General features: G+C 62.9%; 21 protein-coding genes. 11 read left to right on the forward strand and 10 right to left on the reverse strand.

Going from position 1 to position 20,213, the window contains the following annotated elements:
- Positions 1-43: 43 nt before the first annotated feature.
- From QFZ94_RS16195 to nadC, 3 genes are all read left to right on the forward strand, one after another.
- Positions 44-1,240 carry a DesA family fatty acid desaturase gene (locus tag QFZ94_RS16195; RefSeq protein WP_429458163.1) on the forward strand — a complete coding sequence of 399 codons (1,197 nt, stop codon included), beginning with the start codon at positions 44-46 and terminating at the stop codon, positions 1,238-1,240.
- A gap of 130 nt (positions 1,241-1,370) precedes the next feature.
- Positions 1,371-2,510 carry a quinolinate synthase NadA gene (nadA, locus tag QFZ94_RS16200; protein WP_429461836.1) on the forward strand — a complete coding sequence of 380 codons (1,140 nt, stop codon included), beginning with the start codon at positions 1,371-1,373 and terminating at the stop codon, positions 2,508-2,510.
- Positions 2,510-3,433, forward strand: a complete 924-nt coding sequence (gene nadC / locus QFZ94_RS16205) for a carboxylating nicotinate-nucleotide diphosphorylase (protein ID WP_429458165.1) — start codon at positions 2,510-2,512, stop codon at positions 3,431-3,433. Before nadA ends, nadC begins: the two co-directional genes overlap by 1 nt.
- A gap of 123 nt (positions 3,434-3,556) precedes the next feature.
- Here the strand turns inward: nadC and nadB are convergent, their stop codons facing one another.
- From nadB to radC, 4 genes are all read right to left on the reverse strand, one after another.
- A complete protein-coding gene (nadB, locus tag QFZ94_RS16210) occupies positions 3,557-5,155 on the reverse strand; it encodes an L-aspartate oxidase (protein WP_429458167.1) in 1,599 nt (532 codons plus the stop codon).
- A gap of 227 nt (positions 5,156-5,382) precedes the next feature.
- Positions 5,383-5,550, reverse strand: a complete 168-nt coding sequence (gene rpmG, locus QFZ94_RS16215; protein ID WP_008919555.1) for a 50S ribosomal protein L33 — start codon at positions 5,548-5,550, stop codon at positions 5,383-5,385.
- Between the two features lie 10 nt (positions 5,551-5,560).
- Positions 5,561-5,794, reverse strand: a complete 234-nt coding sequence (gene rpmB / locus QFZ94_RS16220; RefSeq protein WP_006050117.1) for a 50S ribosomal protein L28 — start codon at positions 5,792-5,794, stop codon at positions 5,561-5,563.
- 210 nt (positions 5,795-6,004) lie between these two features.
- Entirely contained in the window at positions 6,005-6,916 is a 912-nt protein-coding gene (gene radC / locus QFZ94_RS16225; protein WP_429458169.1) for a RadC family protein, read from the reverse strand.
- Between the two features lie 211 nt (positions 6,917-7,127).
- Here radC and QFZ94_RS16230 point away from each other — a divergent pair, with 211 nt between their 5' ends.
- The 7 genes from QFZ94_RS16230 (at position 7,128) to QFZ94_RS16260 (ending at position 14,199) form a co-directional block, all read left to right on the forward strand.
- The gene (locus QFZ94_RS16230; RefSeq protein ID WP_429458171.1) at positions 7,128-7,583 is read left to right on the forward strand and encodes an FKBP-type peptidyl-prolyl cis-trans isomerase; all 456 of its coding nucleotides are present in this window, start codon (positions 7,128-7,130) and stop codon (positions 7,581-7,583) included.
- A 2-nt stretch (positions 7,584-7,585) separates the two neighbouring features.
- The gene (gene ispH, locus QFZ94_RS16235) at positions 7,586-8,545 is read left to right on the forward strand and encodes a 4-hydroxy-3-methylbut-2-enyl diphosphate reductase (RefSeq protein ID WP_018437873.1); all 960 of its coding nucleotides are present in this window, start codon (positions 7,586-7,588) and stop codon (positions 8,543-8,545) included.
- 542 nt (positions 8,546-9,087) lie between these two features.
- Positions 9,088-10,290, forward strand: a complete 1,203-nt coding sequence (locus QFZ94_RS16240) for a branched-chain amino acid ABC transporter substrate-binding protein (RefSeq protein WP_429458174.1) — start codon at positions 9,088-9,090, stop codon at positions 10,288-10,290.
- Between the two features lie 228 nt (positions 10,291-10,518).
- The gene (locus tag QFZ94_RS16245; RefSeq protein ID WP_368584793.1) at positions 10,519-11,469 is read left to right on the forward strand and encodes a branched-chain amino acid ABC transporter permease; all 951 of its coding nucleotides are present in this window, start codon (positions 10,519-10,521) and stop codon (positions 11,467-11,469) included.
- Between the two features lie 26 nt (positions 11,470-11,495).
- Positions 11,496-12,665 carry an ABC transporter permease subunit gene (locus QFZ94_RS16250; protein ID WP_368592345.1) on the forward strand — a complete coding sequence of 390 codons (1,170 nt, stop codon included), beginning with the start codon at positions 11,496-11,498 and terminating at the stop codon, positions 12,663-12,665.
- A 20-nt stretch (positions 12,666-12,685) separates the two neighbouring features.
- Positions 12,686-13,477 carry an ABC transporter ATP-binding protein gene (locus tag QFZ94_RS16255; RefSeq protein WP_152853905.1) on the forward strand — a complete coding sequence of 264 codons (792 nt, stop codon included), beginning with the start codon at positions 12,686-12,688 and terminating at the stop codon, positions 13,475-13,477.
- Positions 13,478-13,494: 17 nt separating this feature from the next.
- A complete protein-coding gene (locus QFZ94_RS16260; protein WP_026228503.1) occupies positions 13,495-14,199 on the forward strand; it encodes an ABC transporter ATP-binding protein in 705 nt (234 codons plus the stop codon).
- Between the two features lie 109 nt (positions 14,200-14,308).
- Here the strand turns inward: QFZ94_RS16260 and QFZ94_RS16265 are convergent, their stop codons facing one another.
- The 4 genes from QFZ94_RS16265 to QFZ94_RS16280 all read right to left on the reverse strand — a co-directional run bounded on the left by QFZ94_RS16265 (position 14,309) and on the right by QFZ94_RS16280 (position 17,883).
- The gene (locus tag QFZ94_RS16265) at positions 14,309-14,602 is read right to left on the reverse strand and encodes a GYD domain-containing protein (RefSeq protein ID WP_368584990.1); all 294 of its coding nucleotides are present in this window, start codon (positions 14,600-14,602) and stop codon (positions 14,309-14,311) included.
- A gap of 257 nt (positions 14,603-14,859) precedes the next feature.
- Positions 14,860-15,333 carry a GNAT family acetyltransferase gene (locus QFZ94_RS16270; RefSeq protein WP_429458178.1) on the reverse strand — a complete coding sequence of 158 codons (474 nt, stop codon included), beginning with the start codon at positions 15,331-15,333 and terminating at the stop codon, positions 14,860-14,862.
- A 19-nt stretch (positions 15,334-15,352) separates the two neighbouring features.
- On the reverse strand, positions 15,353-16,537 hold the full coding sequence (locus tag QFZ94_RS16275) for an acetylornithine transaminase (RefSeq protein ID WP_368584988.1): 1,185 nt from the start codon (positions 16,535-16,537) through the stop codon (positions 15,353-15,355).
- A 314-nt stretch (positions 16,538-16,851) separates the two neighbouring features.
- Positions 16,852-17,883, reverse strand: a complete 1,032-nt coding sequence (locus QFZ94_RS16280) for a CDP-6-deoxy-delta-3,4-glucoseen reductase (protein ID WP_429458180.1) — start codon at positions 17,881-17,883, stop codon at positions 16,852-16,854.
- A 93-nt stretch (positions 17,884-17,976) separates the two neighbouring features.
- Here QFZ94_RS16280 and QFZ94_RS16285 point away from each other — a divergent pair, with 93 nt between their 5' ends.
- Positions 17,977-19,020 carry an NAD-dependent epimerase/dehydratase family protein gene (locus tag QFZ94_RS16285; RefSeq protein ID WP_429458182.1) on the forward strand — a complete coding sequence of 348 codons (1,044 nt, stop codon included), beginning with the start codon at positions 17,977-17,979 and terminating at the stop codon, positions 19,018-19,020.
- 117 nt (positions 19,021-19,137) lie between these two features.
- Here the strand turns inward: QFZ94_RS16285 and QFZ94_RS16290 are convergent, their stop codons facing one another.
- Complete coding sequence (locus QFZ94_RS16290) at positions 19,138-19,326, reverse strand: hypothetical protein (protein ID WP_176124444.1); 189 nt, start codon at positions 19,324-19,326, stop codon at positions 19,138-19,140.
- Between the two features lie 167 nt (positions 19,327-19,493).
- On the reverse strand, positions 19,494-20,204 hold the full coding sequence (locus QFZ94_RS16295; protein WP_429458184.1) for a pseudouridine synthase: 711 nt from the start codon (positions 20,202-20,204) through the stop codon (positions 19,494-19,496).
- Positions 20,205-20,213 lie beyond the last annotated feature (9 nt).

Here is a 20,213-nt window from a genome sequence, read left to right on the forward strand (position 1 = left end):
CGCCGCGTGTGCTTCGTATCTCTCGTTCTGCAGGTAACTTACCTTGTTGAATTCTTTGCTCGATTTCCTTGCCCACGGACTGCTGCATTTCTCGTGGTGGCAACTCGTCGTGTACACGCTGATCGTGACGCACATCACGATTATCGGCGTGACCGTCTATCTGCATCGCTGCCAGGCGCATCGCGCGCTGGATCTGCACCCGATCGCCAGCCATTTTTTCCGTTTCTGGCTGTGGATGACCACCGGTATGCTGACCGGCCAGTGGGCCGCGATTCACCGTAAGCATCACGCGAAGTGCGAAACCGAAGAGGATCCGCACAGCCCGCAGACGCGCGGCATCTGGAAGGTGCTGCTCGAAGGCGCCGAACTCTATCGCACCGAAGCCAAAAACGAAGAAACGATGCGCAAGTTCAGTCAAGGTACGCCGAATGACTGGATCGAGCGCAACGTCTACACGAAATACCCGATTCTCGGCGTGAGCCTGATGATGGTGATCAACGTCGCGCTGTTCGGCGTCGTCGGTCTGACCATCTGGGCCGTGCAGATGGTGTGGATTCCTTTCTGGGCCGCAGGCGTGGTCAACGGCCTCGCGCACTTCTGGGGCTATCGCAACTTCAATTCGTCGGATGCGAGCACCAACATTTTCCCGTGGGGCATCATCATCGGTGGCGAGGAACTGCATAACAATCACCACACGTACGCGACGTCGGCGAAGCTGTCGAACAAGTGGTACGAGTTCGACATCGGCTGGATGTACATCCGCATCATGCAGGCATTTCGTCTGGCCAAGGTGAAGAAGATCGCGCCGACGCCGCGGCTGACCACCGGCAAGCTCGTGCTCGATCAGGACACGCTGCAGGCCGTGCTCGCGAACCGCTACGAAGTGATGGAGCGTTACGCGAAGGCGATCAAGCGCGCGTACCGTCAGGAGCTCGCGCATCTGAAGGAAGTCGGCGCACGCGAGAAGTATCAGGTGATGCGCGGTGCGCGTAGCTGGTTCCACAAGGAAGAGGCGGGCCTCAATGAGCCGCAGAGGCTCCAGCTGCCGCAAATTTTTGCGAGCAGCCAGAAGCTGAAGACCTACATCGACATGCGCAACGAACTGGCAGCGATGTGGGAGCGCTCCAACGCGTCGCGCGAGCAATTGCTGGCGCAATTGCAGGACTGGTGCCATCGCGCCGAGCAGAGCGGGATCAAGGCGCTGCAAGACTTCGCGATGCGACTGCGTCGCTATGCCTGAAATCTATTAAAATTTAAGGACGTCACAAAACCCCGCGTTGGCGGGGTTTTGCATTTTTGGGCCGTGCAAATGCGTTGCGCGTGTTGCGCGAGTGGCAAGCCGCGGCGGCCAGGTGAGGGCAGAGGAGATGATGGAGCAGCAGGCGATCAGGACCGTCGAATTCGATCGGCCTCAGGCGCAGGGCACGACCTGCGGGATCGGGCAGGCGTGGGCGAAGGTGCCCGAGACGCCGTCGGCGGAAGAGAAGCGGGCGCTGAAGGCGCGCATCCGCGAGTTACTCAAGCGCGAGAAAGCGGTGCTGGTCGCGCATTATTATGTTGACGCTGAATTGCAGGAGCTTGCAGACGAAACCGGCGGTTGCGTGGCCGATTCGCTGGAAATGGCGCGCTTCGGGCGCGATCACGAAGCGCAGACGCTGGTGGTCGCGGGCGTGCGCTTCATGGGTGAGACCGCAAAAATTCTCAGTCCAGATAAGCGCATTCTGATGCCGGATCTGGACGCGACCTGTTCGCTCGACCTCGGCTGTCCGGTCGACGAGTTCTCGGCGTTCTGCGACGCACATCCGCACCGCACGGTGGTCGTGTACGCGAACACTAGCGCGGCCGTGAAGGCGCGCGCGGACTGGATGGTGACGTCGTCGATCGGGTTGGAAATCGTCGCCGATCTGCATGCGCGAGGCGAGAAGATCATCTGGGCACCGGACCGTCATCTGGGCAGCTACATCCAGGGCAAGACCGGCGCGGACATGCTGATGTGGCAGGGCTCGTGCCTCGTGCACGACGAATTCAAGGGCATCGAGCTCGATCTGCTGCGCGCCGAATATCCGCACGCGAAGGTGCTCGTGCATCCGGAGTCGCCGGCCAACGTGGTCGCGCTGGCGGACGTGGTCGGCTCGACCACGCAGTTGATCGATGCTGCGCAGAAGCTCGACGCGACGCACTTCATCGTCGCGACCGACCTCGGCATCCTGCACAAGATGCAACTCGCCGCGCCCGGCAAGACGCTGATCGCCGCGCCGACGGCCGGCAACAGCGCGACCTGCAAGAGCTGCGCCCATTGCCCGTGGATGGCGATGAACGGCCTCGCGAATCTGGCCGATGTGCTCGAGCGCGGCCATAACGAGATCTTCGTCGATCGCGCGATCGGCGAGCGGGCGCGTCTGCCGATCGACCGTATGCTCGATTTCGCGGCCCGTCACAAGAAGCGCGTGCAGGCGAGCGGCGATCTTGCGCGCGACGCGCAACTGTATTCGAACGTGGGAGCAGCGTAATGACGGCGGTGCAGAAGGCGCCTGAGCAGGCAGTGGCGCGCGATGAGGCCGACGCAACATCGCCGCTTTTCGCGGAGATTCACGCGCAGTACGGCGCGGCGTTCGACGCGGCGCTCGCGCGCAATGTCGCCGATGCGCTCGCCGAAGATATCGGTAGCGGCGACCAGACCGGCCGCCTCGTGCCTGCCGATGACGTTCGCAACGCGCGCATCATCGTGCGCGAGGAGGCGGTGCTGTGCGGCGTGCCTTGGTTCGACGCGGTGATGCGTGCGGTCGATCCGCGCATCGAAGTTCAATGGCGTTACCGCGAGGGCGAGCGCATGAGCGCCGATACGACGGTCTGCGATCTGCGCGGGCCGGTGCGCGCGCTGCTGACCGCAGAGCGTAACGCGATGAATTTCCTGCAGTTGCTGTCGGGCGTGGCAAGCGCGACCCGCCGCTATGTCGACGCGATTGCCCATACGAGCACACGCGTTCTCGATACGCGCAAGACGCTGCCGGGATTGCGGCTCGCGCAGAAGTACGCGGTGCGCGTCGGCGGCGGTGCCAATCAGCGGCTCGCGCTGTACGACGGCATTCTGATCAAGGAAAACCACATTGCGGCGGCCGGCGGCGTGGGTGCGGCGATGGATGCGGCGCACGCGTTGAATGCGGGCGTGCCCATCCAGATCGAAGTCGAGACGCTCGAACAACTGGAAACCGCGCTCGCGCATCGCGCGCAGTCGATCCTGCTCGACAACTTCTCAATCGACATGATGCGCGACGCGGTTCGCATCACGGCCGGTCGCGCGGTGCTCGAGGTGTCCGGCGGCGTCAATTTCGAGACCGTGCGCACGATCGCGGAGACGGGCGTGGATCGCGTGTCGATTGGCGCGCTGACCAAGGACGTGCGTGCGACCGACTACTCGATGCGGATCGTTTAAGCGTCGCGCGTTTTAGCGCATCGATCGACGCTCCTGACGACCGAACAAGGCATTGCCGGAGTTTGCCGGCAATGGCCGTGTTATTTACAGCGCCGTTTCAGGGTGTGCTTCGGCGCGATGCCGTCAGGCATTCGGCCTTCGGACATATTTCGGCGTGAGCACCGTCGGCAGCGCCTTGGGCAATGTGGCAGGCCAGTCGCGGCTGAAATGCAGGCCGCGGCTTTCGCGCCGCGAGCGCGCGCCGTCCACGATCAGCGACGCCACGTCGACCAGATTGCGCAGCTCCAGCAGATCGCGGCTCACCTTGAAGTTCGCGTAGTACTCGTGGATCTCGTCACGCAACAGCGCGAGCCGGTGCTTCGCGCGCTCGAGCCGTTTGTCGGTGCGCACGATGCCGACGTAGTTCCACATCAGCCGGCGCAGTTCGTCCCAGTTGTGCGCGACCACCACTTCCTCGTCCGGATCGGACACGCGGCTTTCGTCCCAAGCCGGCAGCGGCGCGTGCACGGCGGCGGCGAAGCCTTCCGCTTCGATCGCCTCGGCGGCCGCGCGGCCAACCACGAGGCATTCGAGCAGCGAATTGCTGGCCAGCCGGTTCGCGCCGTGCAGGCCGGTGCAGGACGTTTCGCCGACCGCGTAGAGACCCGCGAGGTCAGTGCGCCCCGCCAGATCGGTGACGACGCCGCCGCACGTGTAATGCGCGGCCGGTACCACCGGAATCGGCTGTTTTGTGATGTCGATGCCGAACTCGAGGCAACGGGCCAGGATCGTCGGGAAATGCTCGTGCAGGAACGCGGCCGGCTGGTGACTGATGTCGAGGTACACGCAGTCGATGCCGCGTTTCTTGATCTCGAAGTCGATCGCCCGCGCGACGATATCGCGCGGCGCAAGCTCCGCGCGCTCGTCGTGATTGGGCATGAAGCGAGTGCCGTCCGGCAGCTTCAGAATCCCGCCTTCACCGCGTACTGCTTCCGAAATCAGGAACGACTTCGCGTACGGGTGAAACAGGCATGTCGGGTGGAACTGGATGAATTCCATGTTCGCCACGCGACAGCCGGCGCGCCATGCCATCGCGATGCCGTCGCCGGTCGCGGTGTCGGGGTTGGTCGTGTAGAGGTAGACCTTGCCCGCGCCGCCGGTCGCGAGCACCGTATGCGGCGCTTCGATCGTAACGGTGCGGCCGCTTTGCAGATCGAGCGCATACAGACCATGGCAGCGGCGGCCGGGTAGGCCGAGACGTTCGGACGTGATCAGGTCGATCGCGTGATAATCTTCGAACAGCACGATGTTCGGATGATGGCGCACCTGCTCACTGAGCGTGGCGACGACCGCATGGCCGGTCGCGTCGGCCGCGTGAATGATCCGGCGATGGCTATGGCCGCCTTCGCGCGTCAGATGAAAGCCCAGCTCGGCGGCGTCGTCTTTCGTGAATGGCACGCCCTGCTCGATCAACCATTCGATCGCGGCGCGCCCATGTTCGACAATGAAGCGCGTCGCAGCCTCGTCGCATAGACCGCCACCCGCAATCAGCGTGTCGCGCACGTGATTCTCGACGCTATCCGCGGAATCCAGCACCGCGGCGATGCCGCCTTGCGCCCAGTCGCTCGCGCCTTCGGTCAGCGATCGCTTGGCGATCACAGCAACGCGCCGTGTCTGCGCAAGATTGAGCGCGACGCTCAATCCAGCCAGACCGCTACCGACAATCGCCACATCGAATTCCATTGCCCACATCTCCGTCTTTCATATTGCGATGACTGCGCGCGAACCGCACGCCGCGAAAACGACAAAGGATACGCGCCACGACGCACTAGCGAAAGCTGGCTGAACGGAATAGGGCGATTTGCGCGCGCATTGCTGCCCTATCGCGAAGACCGCCCAAAAACAAAAAAGCCTCGCACGGATGCGAGGCTTTTCATGTTTCTTGCCTTCGTCAGGCTGGAGAGCCAAGATTACTTGATCTTGGTTTCCTTGTAGTCAACGTGCTTCCGGATGACCGGATCAAATTTCTTGATCAGCATCTTTTCCGGCATGTTGCGTTTGTTCTTCGTGGTCGTGTAGAAGTGACCCGTGCCTGCGGTCGATTCCAGCTTGATCTTGTCGCGTGCGCCTTTCGCCATGATTTACTCCTTAGGCTTCACCGCGTGCGCGCAGGTCTGCGAGCACAGCGTCGATACCGTTCTTGTCGATCAGGCGCAGGCCAGCGTTCGAAATACGCAGACGCACCCAACGGTTTTCGCTTTCCACCCAGATACGGCGGCTTTGCAGGTTCGGCAGGAACCGGCGCTTGGTCTTGTTGTTCGCGTGGGAAACGTTGTTGCCGCTCATCGGCGCTTTCCCAGTTACTTGGCATACGCGTGCCATGAGAGCACTCCTAATACGCTAATTCTGAGTTCGAACGCCGTGAAAGTTTCCCGAAAAGAGCCGCGCTGAGAGTGTACGAACTTGCGCCGAATTTGCATCGAGGCACTTCGCTACCACAGCCGCCTGACCTTTGCGGAACGCCTTGATGGCTTCGGAACAGGGGGTTGGAAATAGGCAAACCGGAATTCTAGCAGAAAAAAAGCCGCAAAATCAAACCTTATTTGCGATGCGGGACACGGCACTGTGGGGTGGCCCTTCCGCTTCCCGCGCTCCAGCGGGCTTACGCGCGAGCCCCGGCCAGCCGGCGCGGGCGAACGAGTATACGCTGTCCGCGCCGATTACCAGATGATCGATCAGCTGCACATCGACGAGCGCGAGCGCGTCGCGCAGTGTCTGCGTGAGGCGGCAGTCGCTGGCACTCGGCTCAACGGCGCCGGACGGATGATTGTGCGCGACGATCAGGCTGGCCGCGTTCGCGGCGAGCGCCCGCCGCACGATCTCGCGTGGATACACGGCCATGCGCGTGAGCGAGCCGCGCGCGCTTTCCTCGCAGCGGATCAGCCGATGCCGCGCGTCGAGGAACAGCGACACGAACACCTCCTGCGGCTGTCCACCGATCAGAAGGCGCAGATAACTTTCGACTGCTTCGGGCGAATTCATCAGCGGGCGCTTGCGCATCTTGTCCACGAGGGAGCGACGCGCCATTTCCATGATCGCTAGCAATTGCGCCTTTTTTGCCGGGCCAATGCCGCGAATGCCGTCGAAATCCTGATAAGTCGCGTCGAGCATCGCGCGCAGTGAGCCGAAGCGATCGAGCAGCGCCCGCGCGACGCTGAACACGTCGTGACCGGGCAGGCCGGAGCCGAGCACGAGCGCGATCATTTCGGTGTCCGACAGCACGTCGGGGCCCTGGTCGATCAGTCGCTCGCGCGGCATGTCGCGCCGGAGCCATTTGCCCCGGAACAGTTGCCGCCGGCTGCGGACGGCCGAGTCGGCGGCTTCCGAAGGAGTCTTGGCCGACCGGTTGGAAGCGGCTTTCACGCCGCCTGTGGCGCGTGCCCGCGCCTTCGGTCGCAGCGTTGCTGCAGGTGTTTCGTCGATTGTGCTGGCGAAATCAGCCATATATATAGAGTCCTCCGCGTAAGGTTGACGGCGCACAAGCGGCGCAACGCGCCGGACGGCCGTGCCGCCCACGCGCGCGACGGACTCAAGCCGGCGCCCGCTAGGTGGCTTACAATAGACGCTTTGCGCACGGCACCCCGACGGTCTGCCACACGCGTCGACTGCGCCCGCGGCGCACGCGTGCAGCGCGCTTCGACTGAGCGAGCATTGCATGAGCATCATCGATATTTCCGAGGTGAAACCCGGTTCACACGTCACGCTGCATTACCGGCTTTCCCTTGCCGATGGCGCCGAAGTGATCAACACGTTCAACGACAAGCCGGCCACGTTGCTGCTCGGTGCAGGTCAATTGGCGCCGCCGCTGGAAGATATTTTGCTGGGTTTGAAGGTGGGCCACCATTCGACCTTTCAGCTAACGCCGGGTCAGGCGTTCGGCCCGCGCAATCCGGATCTGATCCAGCGCGTGTCCCTCGCCACGCTGCGGGAGAACAGCATGATCGGCGAGGATTTTTCCCCGGGTGACCTGGTCGAATTCAACGCGCCGGGCGGCGGGCGCTACGCCGGCGTGCTGAAGGAAGTCGGCGAAACGTCGGCCCTGTTCGATTTCAATCACCCGCTTGCCGGCCAGGCGCTGGCGTTTGAAGTGAAAATCATCGGGATTTTGTAAACATGAGCATCACGGATACGACTCTTGCCGAAGCGGAGATCCTGCTGGCCCAGCCACGCGGTTTCTGCGCCGGCGTCGACCGGGCGATCGAGATCGTCGAGCGGGCCATCAAGCTGTATGGCTCACCGATCTACGTGCGTCACGAAATCGTCCATAACGCCTATGTGGTCGAAGACCTGCGTAAGAAGGGAGCGATCTTCATCGAGAACCTGGAGGAAGTGCCGGCGGGCAACACGGTGATCTTCAGCGCGCACGGCGTGTCGAAGGCCGTGCGTTCGGAGGCGGAGTCGCGCGGGCTGCGGGTGTACGACGCCACCTGTCCGCTCGTGACCAAGGTGCATATCGAAGTCGCGAAGATGCGCCAGGACGGTTTCGACATCGTGATGATCGGCCACAAAGGCCACCCGGAAGTGGAAGGCACGATGGGTCAGGCGGCCGAGGGCATGCATCTGGTCGAGGATATCGAGGATGTGCAGGCGTTGCAGCTCGCCGATCCCGAGCGGATCGCGTTCGTCACCCAAACCACGCTGTCGGTCGACGACGCCGCCGAAATCATCGGTGCGCTGAAGGCCAAGTATCCGTCCATCCGTGAGCCCAAGAAGCAGGACATCTGCTACGCCACGCAGAATCGCCAGGACGCCGTGAAGTTCATGGCGCCGCAGTGCGACGTCGTGATCGTCGTCGGCAGTCCAAACAGCTCGAATTCGAACCGCTTGCGCGAGCTTGCAGAGAAGCTCGGTGTGCCGGCCTATATGGTCGATTCGCCCGATCAGATCGATCCTGTCTGGGTCGAGGGCAAGCGCCGCATCGGCGTGACCGCTGGTGCGTCGGCGCCGGAGGTGCTGGCGCAGGCAGTGATCGCGCGTCTGCGTGAGCTGGGTGTGCGCAACGTGCGCGCGCTCGAAGGCATCGAGGAAAACATCGCGTTTCCGCTGCCGCGCGGGCTCGGCCTGCCAGCCTGACAATCCGTTAGCATCGCTGAAAGGAAAGCGCGCCCGAGGGCGCGCTTTTTTTGGGCGCGACTCTGTGGGGTCGCTGAGAAAATAGGTGCCTGATCGAATGAATTCGGACGTTTCAGTGCTCTCGCGCACAAACTATTTTGAATTGTGATCGGGTCTTTTATTGATTTTCGAGCGATGCGTCCCCGTTTTAACATAAGTAAGGAGCTTGAGAAGAATTAATCATGCACTGAATTGGTGCTCTTGACGCACGCGAGATAAAAGGACGTATCGGACGCAAGCCCCGGCCCATCCGGCATTCAAGCCGACTGGCCACAACACTTGATGCCATCGGGTTCGGCGGCGGTGCAACTGATGCACGCAAACGGATCGCAACCGGGTTGCTCTTTTTAGCGGATTTTGCTTTCAACATCAGGTTGCAATGCAGGAAAACCCCACCGGTTCAACAATATTGCCACCCGCATAATTGGAGTTACAATGCGCGCGTTCTCAAGGCCTTGAGGTCCTGGACAGTGGATTTTGCAAGGCGCAGGAGACCTTACTTGATGCGAGTCAAAATTGCTTACGCCGTGTCCATCGCGGCCGCGGTTGCGATGCTGACCGCGTGCGGCAAGAAACAGGATGGCGAAGCGGGTGCGGGCGCATCGGCGGCTTCGTCCGCGGCGGTCGCCGCCACGAGTGAAGCGACTATCGTAAAGATCGGTCATGCGGCCCCGTTGACGGGCGGCATCGCGCACCTGGGCAAGGACAACGAAAATGGGGCGCGCCTCGCGGTCGAGGAAATCAATGCGCAGGGGCTGACGATCGACGGTCGCAAGATCCAGCTGCAACTCGACGCGCAGGACGATGCGGCGGACCCGAAAACGGGTACCGCCGTCGCGCAGAAACTGGTCGACGATCACGTGGTCGCGGTGATCGGGCACCTGAACTCCGGGGTCTCGATTCCGGCGTCGAAGATCTACAGCGACGCGAGCATCGTGCAGATCTCGCCGTCGTCGACGAATCCGGCCTACACGCAGCAGGGGTTCAAGACGACTTATCGGGTAGTCGCGACCGACGCGCAACAGGGTCCCGCGCTCGCCAATTACGCGACGAAGGCGCTGGGCGCCAAACGGATCGCGATCGTGGACGATGCGACCGCCTACGGCAAAGGTCTCGCGGACGAATTCGCGAAGACCGCCGAGGCGAGCGGCGCGAAGATCGTCGCGCGGGAGGCGACGAACGACAGGGCCACGGATTTCCGGGCCATTCTCACGAAGATCAAGAGTGTTCAGCCGGACGCGATTATGTTCGGCGGCATGGACGCGACGGGCGGGCCGTTTACGAAGCAGGCGGCGGCGCTCGGTATCAGGGCAAAAATCCTTGGCGGCGACGGTGTGTGTACCGACAAGGTAGGTGAGCTGGCGGGTACCGCCGTGCAAAACCTGGTCTGTTCGGAAGCAGGACTCGCGCTTTCGAAAATGACCAACGGAGCGGACTTCGAAAAGAAGTACGAGGACCGCTTCCACACGCCGGTGCAGATTTACGCGCCGTTCACGTATGACGCTGTGTACGTGATCGTCGATGCAATGAAGCGCGCTAATTCGATCGAGGCGCCCAAGGTGCTGGCTGCGATGCCTTCGACCGATTACAACGGGGTAATCGGCCACATCGCGTTCGACGACAAGGGTGATTTGAAAGAGGGCGCCATTACGCTTTACGACTTCAAGGACGGCAAGAAAGCAGTGCTCGACGTCGTAAAGATGTGATGACGGGAAGTTCGGCCTGACGGCACCGACACCATCCAACGGTGCCGTTTTTGCATCCGCCCAAGGGGAGCTCGCGACCGCATCACGGTCGTCAGAGCAAGCCGGCAGCGGATAACCCTTACCGGTCTTTTACATCAGTACCCGCAGTGCCGTTGAGATTCGTAGTGCATCACCGCCCACCGGCAGATGAAAAACGCGAATCCAGTCGCACGGGCTAAGGAGCAATAAATGGATATCTTCATCCAGCAGATCCTGAATGGACTGGTGCTTGGCAGTGTCTACGCCATCATCGCACTAGGCTATACGATGGTTTACGGCATTCTGGGCATCATCAACTTCGCTCACGGCGACGTGTTGATGGTGGGCGCGATGGTTGCGCTCTCCGCCATAGGTGTGCTGCAGAACCACTTTCCCGGCCTCGGCAACGTGCTGACGCTGGTCATCGCGTTGCTCATCGCGGCGGCGGTCTGCGCGGTGGTCGGCTACACGATCGAGCGCGTGGCCTACCGGCCGTTGCGCCGCGCACCGCGTCTCGCGCCGCTGATCACCGCGATCGGTGTGTCGATTCTGCTGCAGACGCTCGCGATGATGATCTGGTCGCGCAATCCGCTGCCGTTCCCGCAGCTGTTGCCCACCGACCCGATCAACGTGATCAAGGCCACCGACACGACGCCCGGCGCCGTGATCTCGATGACCGAAATCGTGATCATCGTGGTGGCGTTCGTCGTGATGGGCGGCCTGCTGCTGCTCGTGCACAAGACCAGGCTCGGCCGCGCGATGCGCGCGATCGCCGAGAATCCGAACGTCGCGAGCCTGATGGGTGTGAGCCCGAACTTCGTGATTTCGGCGACCTTCATGATCGGCTCGGCGCTGGCTGCGCTCGCCGGCGTGATGATCGCGTCCGAATACGGCAACGCGCACTTCTACATGGGCTTCATCCCTGGCCTGAAGGCCTTTACCGCGGCGGTGCTCGGCGGTATCGGCAATCTCGGCGGCGCGATGGTCGGCGGCGTGCTGCTTGGCCTGATCGAGCAGCTGGGCGCCGGCTATATCGGCAACCTCACGGGCGGCGTGTTCGGTAGTAACTACCAGGACGTGTTCGCGTTCATCGTGCTGATCGTCGTGCTCGTGTTCCGTCCGTCGGGTCTGCTCGGCGAACGTGTCGCGGATCGCGCCTGATCCCGGGCCACAAGGAGTCAACAATCATGACCTCAATTCAACCGATCGAGCCGTCCACGACGCTCATTCCCGAAAAGAACCGCACGAAGACGCTGACCATCGGCATCCTGACGACGATCTTCGTGATCGCGGCGCCGATGATCATCGGCGCGGCGGGCGGCAACTACTGGGTCCGCGTGCTCGACTTCGCGATGCTGTACGTGATGCTCGCGCTCGGCCTGAACGTGGTGGTGGGTTTTGCCGGCCTGCTGGACCTGGGCTACATCGCGTTCTACGCGATCGGTGCCTACACGGCCGCGCTGCTCAGTTCGCCGCACCTGTCGACGCAATTCGAGTGGATCGCGGCGCTCGCGCCGCACGGTCTGAACGTGCCGATCTGGATCATCGTGCCGATCGCGATGGCGCTGGCCGCGATGTTCGGGATTCTGCTCGGCGCGCCGACGCTGCGTCTGCGTGGCGACTACCTGGCGATCGTGACCCTCGGCTTCGGGGAAATCGTGCGGATCTTCATGAACAACCTCGACCGTCCGGTAAACATCACCAACGGTCCGAAGGGGATCACCGGGATCGCTCCGGTGCAGATCGGCGGCTTCAGCTTCGCGCAGTCGCACTCGCTGTTCGGCATGCAGTTCCCGGCGGTGTACCTGTACTACTACCTGTTCGTGCTGTGTGCGCTGTTCGTGATCTGGACGTGTACGCGTCTGCAGCATTCGCGTATCGGCCGCGCGTGGGCCGCGATCCGCGAAGATGAAATTGCCGCCAAGGCGATGGGCATCAACACCCGCAACGTGAAGCTGCTCGCGTTCGCGATGGGCGCGTCGTTCGGCGGCTTGTCGGGCGCGATGTTCGGTGCGTTCCAGGGCTTCGTGTCGCCGGAATCGTTCACGTTCTGGGAATCGGTCGTGGTGCTCGCCTGTGTGGTGCTCGGCGGCATGGGCCACATTCCGGGCGTGATCCTCGGCGCGGTGCTGCTCGCGGTGTTCCCCGAGTTCCTGCGCTCCACCATGGGTCCGCTGCAGAACATGATCTTCGGCCATGAAGTCGTCGATACCGAAGTGATTCGTCAGCTGCTGTACGGTCTCGCGATGGTCGTGATCATGCTGTATCGCTCGGAAGGCCTGTGGCCGGCGCCGAAGCACGAAGACAAGATTGCGAAGCTGGCAAAGCGTAGCGGCAAGAAGCCGGTGCGCGCATAAGGTCCGGTGGAGAAAAAGACATGAGCGATAACGTAAGCAACAACGCGGCGATCCGTCTGTCGGTGAAGGGCGTCAACAAGCGCTTCGGCGGTTTGCAGGCGCTTTCCGAGGTCGGCCTGCAGATCCGCGCGGGCGAAATCTACGGTCTGATCGGCCCGAACGGCGCCGGCAAGACGACCTTCTTCAACGTGATCACGGGTCTCTACACGCCGGATTCGGGCGAGTTCAAGCTCGACGGCGAGAACTACACGCCGACCGCGGTCTATCAGGTCGCGAAGGCGGGCATCGCGCGCACGTTCCAGAACATTCGCCTGTTCGGCGGCATGACCGCGCTCGAAAACGTGATGGTCGGCCGTCATGTGCGCACCAAGCACGGTCTGCTGGGCGCGGTGTTCCAGACGCCGGCCGAACGCAAGGAAGAGCGCGAAATCAAGGAGCGCGCGCTCGAACTGCTCGACTACGTCGGCATCACGCAATACGCGGACTACACGTCGCGCAACCTGTCGTATGGCCACCAGCGGCGCCTCGAAATCGCCCGTGCGCTGGCGACCGATCCGAAGCTGCTCGCGCTCGACGAACCGGCGGCCGGCATGAACGCCACCGAGAAGGTCGAGCTGACCAAGCTGCTCGACAAGATCCGCGCGGACGGCAAGACGATTCTGCTGATCGAACACGACGTGAAGCTCGTGATGGGCCTGTGCAACCAGATGACGGTGCTCGACTACGGCAAGGTGATCGCACAGGGTCTGCCGCAGGACGTGCAGAAAGACGCGAAGGTGATCGAAGCTTATCTGGGTGCGGGGGTTCACTGATGTCCACGACGCAAGCAATGTTGAAAATCAAGGGCCTGCAGGTCAACTACGGTGGCATCCAGGCGGTCAAGGGTGTCGACCTCGAGGTCGGGCAGGGCGAACTCGTCACGCTGATCGGCGCGAACGGCGCGGGCAAGACCACGACGATGAAGGCGATCACGGGCCTGAAGGCGTATGCGGCCGGCGATATCGAGTACATGGGCCAGTCGATCAAAGGCCTGCCCGCGCACGAGCTGCTCAAGCGCGGTCTCGCGATGGTGCCGGAAGGTCGCGGCATCTTCGCGCGCATGTCGATCGTCGAGAACATGCAGATGGGCGCGTATCTGCGCAACGATGTCGACGGTATCAAGTCGGACGTCGAGCGCATGTTCGGCTTCTTCCCGCGTCTGAAGGAGCGCGCGTCGCAATACGCGGGCACGCTGTCGGGCGGTGAGCAGCAGATGCTCGCGATGGCGCGCGCAATCATCTCGCGGCCGAAACTGTTGCTGCTCGACGAACCGTCGATGGGCCTCTCGCCGATCATGGTCGAGAAGATCTTCGAAGTGGTGCGCTCGATTTCCGCCGAAGGTATGACCGTTCTGCTCGTCGAGCAGAACGCGCGTCTCGCGCTGCAGGCGGCCAATCGTGGCTACGTGATGGACTCCGGTCTGATCACGATGTCGGGCGACGCGAAACAGATGCTCGACGATCCGAAGGTTCGGGCCGCTTACCTGGGTGAATAAGTAGCTGATGAGTTGGACGTGTGCCGTTTATTCGCACACCTCCTTCTTGCAACGCGCCTCACGATGCAACGTCGTGCGGCGCGTTTTTTCTTGCTGACCAGAGCGGGAATTATGGGAGTTTCCCGATAACCGCACTGATTTCATCTTTGGTGAACGCACGCAGTGTTTGCGAACGGACATTGCCGGCCGAGCCGAGCGCGAAGCCGAAGGCGAGGAAACTCTGCTCGTCTACCGCTTCGACGACCGAGACAATGTCGTATTCCCCCAAGGTCCAGTAGATCTCTTTCATTTCGCAGCCAAAAGATTTCGCCATCTCCGCCGTCTGCCCGGCTCGCTGCGCTGTGTTCTTGATCGCGCGGATTCCCTGATCCGTGAATTGCAGGAGCACCACATAAGTCGCCATGAAGATTCCCCTTAGGATTCAAACGCGTTGGGACTCAGATGCATGAGCCGCCGCGGGGAACTTCGCGAACCGCCGCGAACGTCTTTTCCAGCCCCGGCGTCGCCTCTTGCGTAAACGATTCTAGGCAATCCGTCTGCCCGCCATCTGCTATTTGTCCGAATCCGCCGATATGTGCGCCGCTCGTGAGAGAGCAATGAAAAAGGCCGCATGCGCCAACCAGCGCATGCGGCCTTCTTTAATCAGGTGTACGACGTGAATCAACCCGCCGCGGCTGCGTCCGCGTATTGGCCGAGGCGCTTGCCGAGGCTGACCACCGCATCGGCGCGATAGCCGAGCGCATCGTAGAACGCGCGCACTTCAGCCGACGCCGACGACAGTACCTGCAGGTTCAGCTTCGGACAACCAAGCTTCGTCAGCTCGCTCTCGACATGCGCAACGAGCCGCGTGCCGATGCCGTGACGTCGCAGCGATGCGTCGACCGCGAGCGAATACAGCCAGCCGCGGTGTCCGTCATAGCCGCCCATCACGGTGCCGGCGATGCGGCCATCGAGCACCGCGATGAAGAACAGTTCCGGTTGCGTCGCGAGCTTGTTCGCAATCGACAGACGCGGATTGCGCTGCGGTCGCGTCACGTCGCGATACTCGGGAAACACCTGCTGCCATAGCGCGATCACCGCTTCGGTATCGCTCGCGTCGAAGCGGCGGATCGACAGCGTCGTGTTCGTCGTCATCGGTACGCTCCGCAGTGGATTACAGCGAGTCGAGAACCGAGCGCAGCATCGCCAGCATCTGGTCGATCTCTTCGGTCGTCACGTTCAGCGCCGGCATGAAGCGCAGCAGGTTCGGACGCGCGGCGTTCAGCAGCACGCCGTCCGGTTGCAGTTCGCGCGCCTTCTCGACGATCTGGTTGCCGATGTCCTTGCCGAGCAGCAGCGCGCGCAGCAGACCCTCGCCGCGCTCGCCCTTGAAGCCGCGTTCCTCGGACAGCTCGAGCAGCTTCGTGCGCAGGTATTCGCCGCGCGAGCGCACGCCTTCGAGGAAGCCCGGCGCCGTCAGCTGCGAGATCACCGAGTGGCCGACCGCGGTCATCAGCGGATTGCCGTTGTAGGTGCCACCCTGGTCGCCCGCTTCGAACACGGCGATTTCCGCCTTCGACAGCAACGCCGCGAGCGGCACGCCGCCGCCGATGCCCTTGCCGAGCGTCATGATGTCCGGCTCGATGCCCGACAGCTGATACGCGAACAGCGTGCCGGCGCGACCGCAGCCGCTTTGCACTTCATCGACGATCAGCAGAATGTTGTGCTTTTTCGTCAGCTCGCGCAGTTGCTGCATGAATTCGCGGGTTGCAGGGATCACGCCGCCTTCGCCCTGGATCGGCTCGAGCATCACCGCGACGGTTTTCGCGTTGATCAGCTTTTCCACCGACGCGATGTCGTTCAGGTCGGCCTTCGGGAAGCCCGGTACCTGCGGCGCGTAGATCGTGTCCCAGCCCGGCTTGCCGCTGGCCGACATCGTCGCGAGCGTGCGGCCGTGGAAGCTGTGGTCGAACGTGATGATCTCGAACGCGCCGTCCTTGAACTTCCTGCCCCACTTGCGCGCGAGCTTGATCGCGCCTTCGTTCGCCTCGGCGCCGCTGTTCGCGAAGAACACCTTGTCGAAGCAGCTGTGCTGCGTGAGCAGACCCGCGAGCTTCGCCATCGGCTCGTTGTAGAACGCCGGCGACGGGTTGATCAGCAGCCTGGCCTGGCTGTTCAGCGCTTCGATCATGCCGTCGTTGCAGTGGCCGAGGCTGTTGACCGCCCAGCCCTGAATGAAATCCAGGTAGCGCTTGCCGTTGTTGTCGTAAATCCACGAGCCTTTGCCGTGCGTGAAAACGATTTCGGGCCGGTTCGTGATGTACATCAGCGAATCGATTGGATACTCATTGAAATTCATGTCGGCAGGCTCCAGGGCAAAGGGTAAAAGCAGGGTGAAGAAACGGTGACGGTTTGGCCAATAAAAACGGCGGCCGGAAAAGCAGAAAAGCCACGGCATGCCGTGGCTTTCATGATTCGAACAGCTTGCGCCCAGGTTTGTGTGTGGCGCGAGTCCGTGACGAAGCCAGCGGCGTCCCTAGGGGAGCGGCGAGCGGCGACGTCGGAGTTCGGACTGGGTGCGGTTCATGCGCGAAAGAATACGATAAGAAAAGCACCGGTGTAAACCATGAATTTGCACTGGTGCTGCATCAGGGCGAATTTGCCGGCGTGCAATCAGACCGCGTTTGCGAGATCGGCCGCGCTCGTGAACGAGTCCGCATAGAACTCCTCTTCCGGCAACTGGTGATGCTGCGTGAAGTCGCGCAGCGCCGATTCGACCATCACCGGCGCGCCGCATGCGTACACCTGGTAGGCCGACAGATCGGGCAGATCCTCGATCACCGCGCGATGCACGAAGCCCGTGCGGCCCGTCCATGCGTCGCCCGCATCGGGCTCGGAGAGCACCGGCACGAAATTGAAGTTCGGAATCTCGCGCGCCCATTGCTCTGCGAGTTCGAGCAGATACAGGTCTTTCTTGCGGCGCGCGCCCCAGTAGAACGTCATGGGGCGCGTGATGTTCTTGAACACCGCATGCTCGACGATCGCCTTCAGCGGCGCGAAGCCGGTGCCCGACGCGAGCAGCACGATCGGCTTGTCCGAGTCTTCGCGCAGGAAGAACGTGCCGAGCGGCGCTTCGAAGCGCAGGATGTCGCGCTCCTTCATCGTGTTGAACACGTGGTCGGTGAACGCACCTCCGGGCATATGGCGGATGTGCAGCTCGATCGGGCCTTCGACGTGCGGCGCATTCGCCATCGAATAGCTGCGGCGCTTGCCGTCCTTCAGGATGAATTCGAGGTACTGGCCGGCCAGATATTGCAGGCGCTCGTTGGCGGGCAGTTGCAGCTTCACGATGATCACGTCGTCGGCGCGGCGCTCGATCGCGTTCACGCGACACGGCAGCTTCTTGACCTGCACGTCGCCGACGCCGGCCACTTCGCGGATGTCGACTTCGAGATCGGAGCACGCGGTCGCGCAGCACAGGAGCGCCATGCCGCGGGTCTTTTCGTCGTTCGACAGCGCCGACGACGAGTGCGGGCGCTGTTCGACCTCGCCGCTGACGACCGTGCCCTTGCACGAACCGCAAGCGCCGTTCTTGCAGCCGTACGGCAGGCCGATGCCTTGACGCAGCGCTGCGGAGAGCACCGGTTCGTCCTGTTCTACCTGAAACTGCCGGCCGCTTTGCCGGAGCGTGACGTTAAATGCCATAAAGTGTTCGGAATCGAAAAACTGAATCGAAATCGGACCCGCCGGATCAACCGCGCGGTACCTGTTGCATGTGACCGCTACAATGCGCCCACCATGAAAGCGACACGAAACTTCCGCCGGCCGCGCGTGCTGATCGTAGGATGCGGCGACGTCGGCATGCGCTGCGTGCCTCTGTTGCGGCCGCGCGCACATGTCTTCGCATTGACCAGCCATGCCGCGCGCTGCGACGAGTTGCGCGCCGCGGGCGTGACGCCGCTCGTCGGCGATCTCGACGCGCGCCGCAGCCTCAAACGGCTCGCGGGCCTCGCGCCGACGGTGCTGCATCTCGCGCCACCGCAGAAGTCCGGCGACGACGACCGGCGCACCCGCGCGCTGCTTGCGACGCTAGGTGCAGCGGGCCGCATGAACGCTAGCGCGGCGAGGTCGCCGGTAGCGCCGATCGCGCGGCTGCGCCGTGCGCGCGCTTCAGGTCTGGACGCTGAAACACCCGCTATTGTACCCGACGGGGTGCGCCGGACCGGCGCTTCGCGGGCCCCGGTGCGCGTCGTTTACGCAAGCACGACGGGCGTCTACGGCGATTGCGGCGGCGCGTGGATCGACGAAACGCGCGCGACGCAGCCCGCAAATGCGCGTGCCAAACGTCGCGTGTCGGCCGAGCGGCAGTTGCGGCGCGCGACCGCGCGCGGCAGCGTCGCCGCGAGCATCGCGCGGATTCCCGGTATCTATGCGGCCAACCGCCTGCCGCTCGCGCGGCTCGAAAGAGGCACGCCGGCGCTCGTCGATGCCGACGACGTCTACACGAATCACATCCACGCCGACGACCTCGCCGCGATCCTCGTGCGTCTCGCCACGCATGGCCGGCCCGCGCGCGCGCTGCACGCGTCCGACGATTCGTCGCTGAAGATGGGCGAGTATTTCGACGCGGTTGCCGACGCCTTCGGGCTCGCGCGAGCGCCGCGCATCACGCGCGAGCAGGCCGAACAGCAGATCGATCCGATGCTGCTGTCGTTCATGCGCGAGTCGCGCCGCCTTGTGAACCGCCGTCTGAAGGAGGAATTGGGAGTACGTCTGCGCTATCCGAGCGTCGACGATTTCTTGCGCGAAGCGAAGGGGAATGGGAAGGGCAAGGGCGGCTAGGCCAGCAACAGAAACAAAAAATGCCGCCTCGCGGGGCCACCTGGCCCCGCAGAAATAGCACCTGCGCCGCATCGCATCAATGCGCCGCGCAAAAAGAGCCGCGCGGTCCAACCGGCATCAGGTCAGCGTCGGTAGCACTTCCAGCAACAGGAAGCACAGCATGCCGCCGATCAATGCGCCGATCAGGTTCGGATGGTACTGGTGCCGCCGCCGCATGATGACCAGCAATCCGCCGACCAGCAGCAGCGCGAAGCAGATAAACGCGATCATCGCGCGCGAAAACGCCATCGTCCCGTCGATATTCATGGCGCCCCTCCTTGAAACCTTTGTAGTCGTTTGTTTAGACGAGTATAGGGCGACATGTAAGCAACGGCATGCTGCAACGCAGCGGCCTATGTGCGGTGCACCGCAATGTGCGCGGGCTTTCTCCGGTGCATCAAGGGCTTAGGTGGCGCTCACTGGGCGCTAGTCGTTTACCCGGCCCGCAGCGCCGCGAGGCCCGCTTCGTCGAGCCATTGCCATGCGCCGGGCGCGAGCGTCGCCGGCAGCGCGAGGCCGCCGATCCGCTCACGATGCAGCGCCTCGCAGCGATTGCCCGAGGCCGCGATCATCCGCTTGACCTGGTGGTATTTGCCTTCCAGCACGGTGAGCGCGAGCGTGTGGGTGCCGCGCGTCTGCGCGTCGAGCGCGGCGCTCGGTTTGGTCTCGCCGTGCAGCAGGACGCCGTCGCGCAGCGCGGCGAGCTGCGCATCATCGAGCGGATGGCGCGTGGTCGCGACGTAGAGCTTTGGCACCTTGCGTTTCGGCGACGTGAACTGATGCACGAACTTGCCGTCGTCGGAGAGCAGCAGCAGACCCGTGGTGTCCTGATCGAGGCGGCCGACGCACTGCACGCCGCGCTCGGCGAACTGCGGCGGCAGCAGGCTGAACACGCTCAGATGATGCTGCGGATCGCGCGAGCATTCGTAGCCGACCGGCTTGTTCAGCAGCAGATACGCGTGCTCGTGATACGGCCATTCGACGCCGTCGACGCTAAAGCGCAACGCGCGGCTATCGACAGCGAAATCGGCGTCGGCATCGGTGCAGATGGCGCCGTCGATGCCGACGCGGCCGTCGCCGATCAGCGCGCGGCACTGGCGGCGCGAACCGAAACCTTGGGTAAAGAGGATGCTTTCGAGATTCATGGCGAGCGA

Source organism: Paraburkholderia sp. JPY465, from assembly GCF_050436725.1.
GTDB classification, from domain to species: Bacteria; Pseudomonadota; Gammaproteobacteria; order Burkholderiales; family Burkholderiaceae; genus Paraburkholderia; species Paraburkholderia youngii.

Excerpts from the sequence above, each read along its gene's own strand:
- QFZ94_RS16255 (WP_152853905.1), top strand. The coding sequence starts at position 12,686 with ATGAGCGATAACGTAAGCAACAACGCGGCGATCCGTCTGTCGGTGAAG.
- QFZ94_RS16280 (WP_429458180.1), bottom strand. The coding sequence starts at position 17,883 with ATGGCATTTAACGTCACGCTCCGGCAAAGCGGCCGGCAGTTTCAGGTA.
- nadC (WP_429458165.1), top strand. The coding sequence starts at position 2,510 with ATGACGGCGGTGCAGAAGGCGCCTGAGCAGGCAGTGGCGCGCGATGAG.
- rpmB (WP_006050117.1), bottom strand. The coding sequence starts at position 5,794 with ATGGCACGCGTATGCCAAGTAACTGGGAAAGCGCCGATGAGCGGCAAC.
- QFZ94_RS16275 (WP_368584988.1), bottom strand. The coding sequence starts at position 16,537 with ATGAATTTCAATGAGTATCCAATCGATTCGCTGATGTACATCACGAAC.
- QFZ94_RS16260 (WP_026228503.1), top strand. The coding sequence starts at position 13,495 with ATGTTGAAAATCAAGGGCCTGCAGGTCAACTACGGTGGCATCCAGGCG.
- QFZ94_RS16250 (WP_368592345.1), top strand. The coding sequence starts at position 11,496 with ATGACCTCAATTCAACCGATCGAGCCGTCCACGACGCTCATTCCCGAA.
- QFZ94_RS16240 (WP_429458174.1), top strand. The coding sequence starts at position 9,088 with ATGCGAGTCAAAATTGCTTACGCCGTGTCCATCGCGGCCGCGGTTGCG.
- QFZ94_RS16290 (WP_176124444.1), bottom strand. The coding sequence starts at position 19,326 with ATGAATATCGACGGGACGATGGCGTTTTCGCGCGCGATGATCGCGTTT.
- QFZ94_RS16230 (WP_429458171.1), top strand. The coding sequence starts at position 7,128 with ATGAGCATCATCGATATTTCCGAGGTGAAACCCGGTTCACACGTCACG.
- rpmG (WP_008919555.1), bottom strand. The coding sequence starts at position 5,550 with ATGGCGAAAGGCGCACGCGACAAGATCAAGCTGGAATCGACCGCAGGC.
- nadA (WP_429461836.1), top strand. The coding sequence starts at position 1,371 with ATGGAGCAGCAGGCGATCAGGACCGTCGAATTCGATCGGCCTCAGGCG.
- QFZ94_RS16270 (WP_429458178.1), bottom strand. The coding sequence starts at position 15,333 with ATGACGACGAACACGACGCTGTCGATCCGCCGCTTCGACGCGAGCGAT.
- QFZ94_RS16285 (WP_429458182.1), top strand. The coding sequence starts at position 17,977 with ATGAAAGCGACACGAAACTTCCGCCGGCCGCGCGTGCTGATCGTAGGA.
- QFZ94_RS16295 (WP_429458184.1), bottom strand. The coding sequence starts at position 20,204 with ATGAATCTCGAAAGCATCCTCTTTACCCAAGGTTTCGGTTCGCGCCGC.
- QFZ94_RS16245 (WP_368584793.1), top strand. The coding sequence starts at position 10,519 with ATGGATATCTTCATCCAGCAGATCCTGAATGGACTGGTGCTTGGCAGT.
- radC (WP_429458169.1), bottom strand. The coding sequence starts at position 6,916 with ATGGCTGATTTCGCCAGCACAATCGACGAAACACCTGCAGCAACGCTG.
- QFZ94_RS16265 (WP_368584990.1), bottom strand. The coding sequence starts at position 14,602 with ATGGCGACTTATGTGGTGCTCCTGCAATTCACGGATCAGGGAATCCGC.
- ispH (WP_018437873.1), top strand. The coding sequence starts at position 7,586 with ATGAGCATCACGGATACGACTCTTGCCGAAGCGGAGATCCTGCTGGCC.
- nadB (WP_429458167.1), bottom strand. The coding sequence starts at position 5,155 with ATGGAATTCGATGTGGCGATTGTCGGTAGCGGTCTGGCTGGATTGAGC.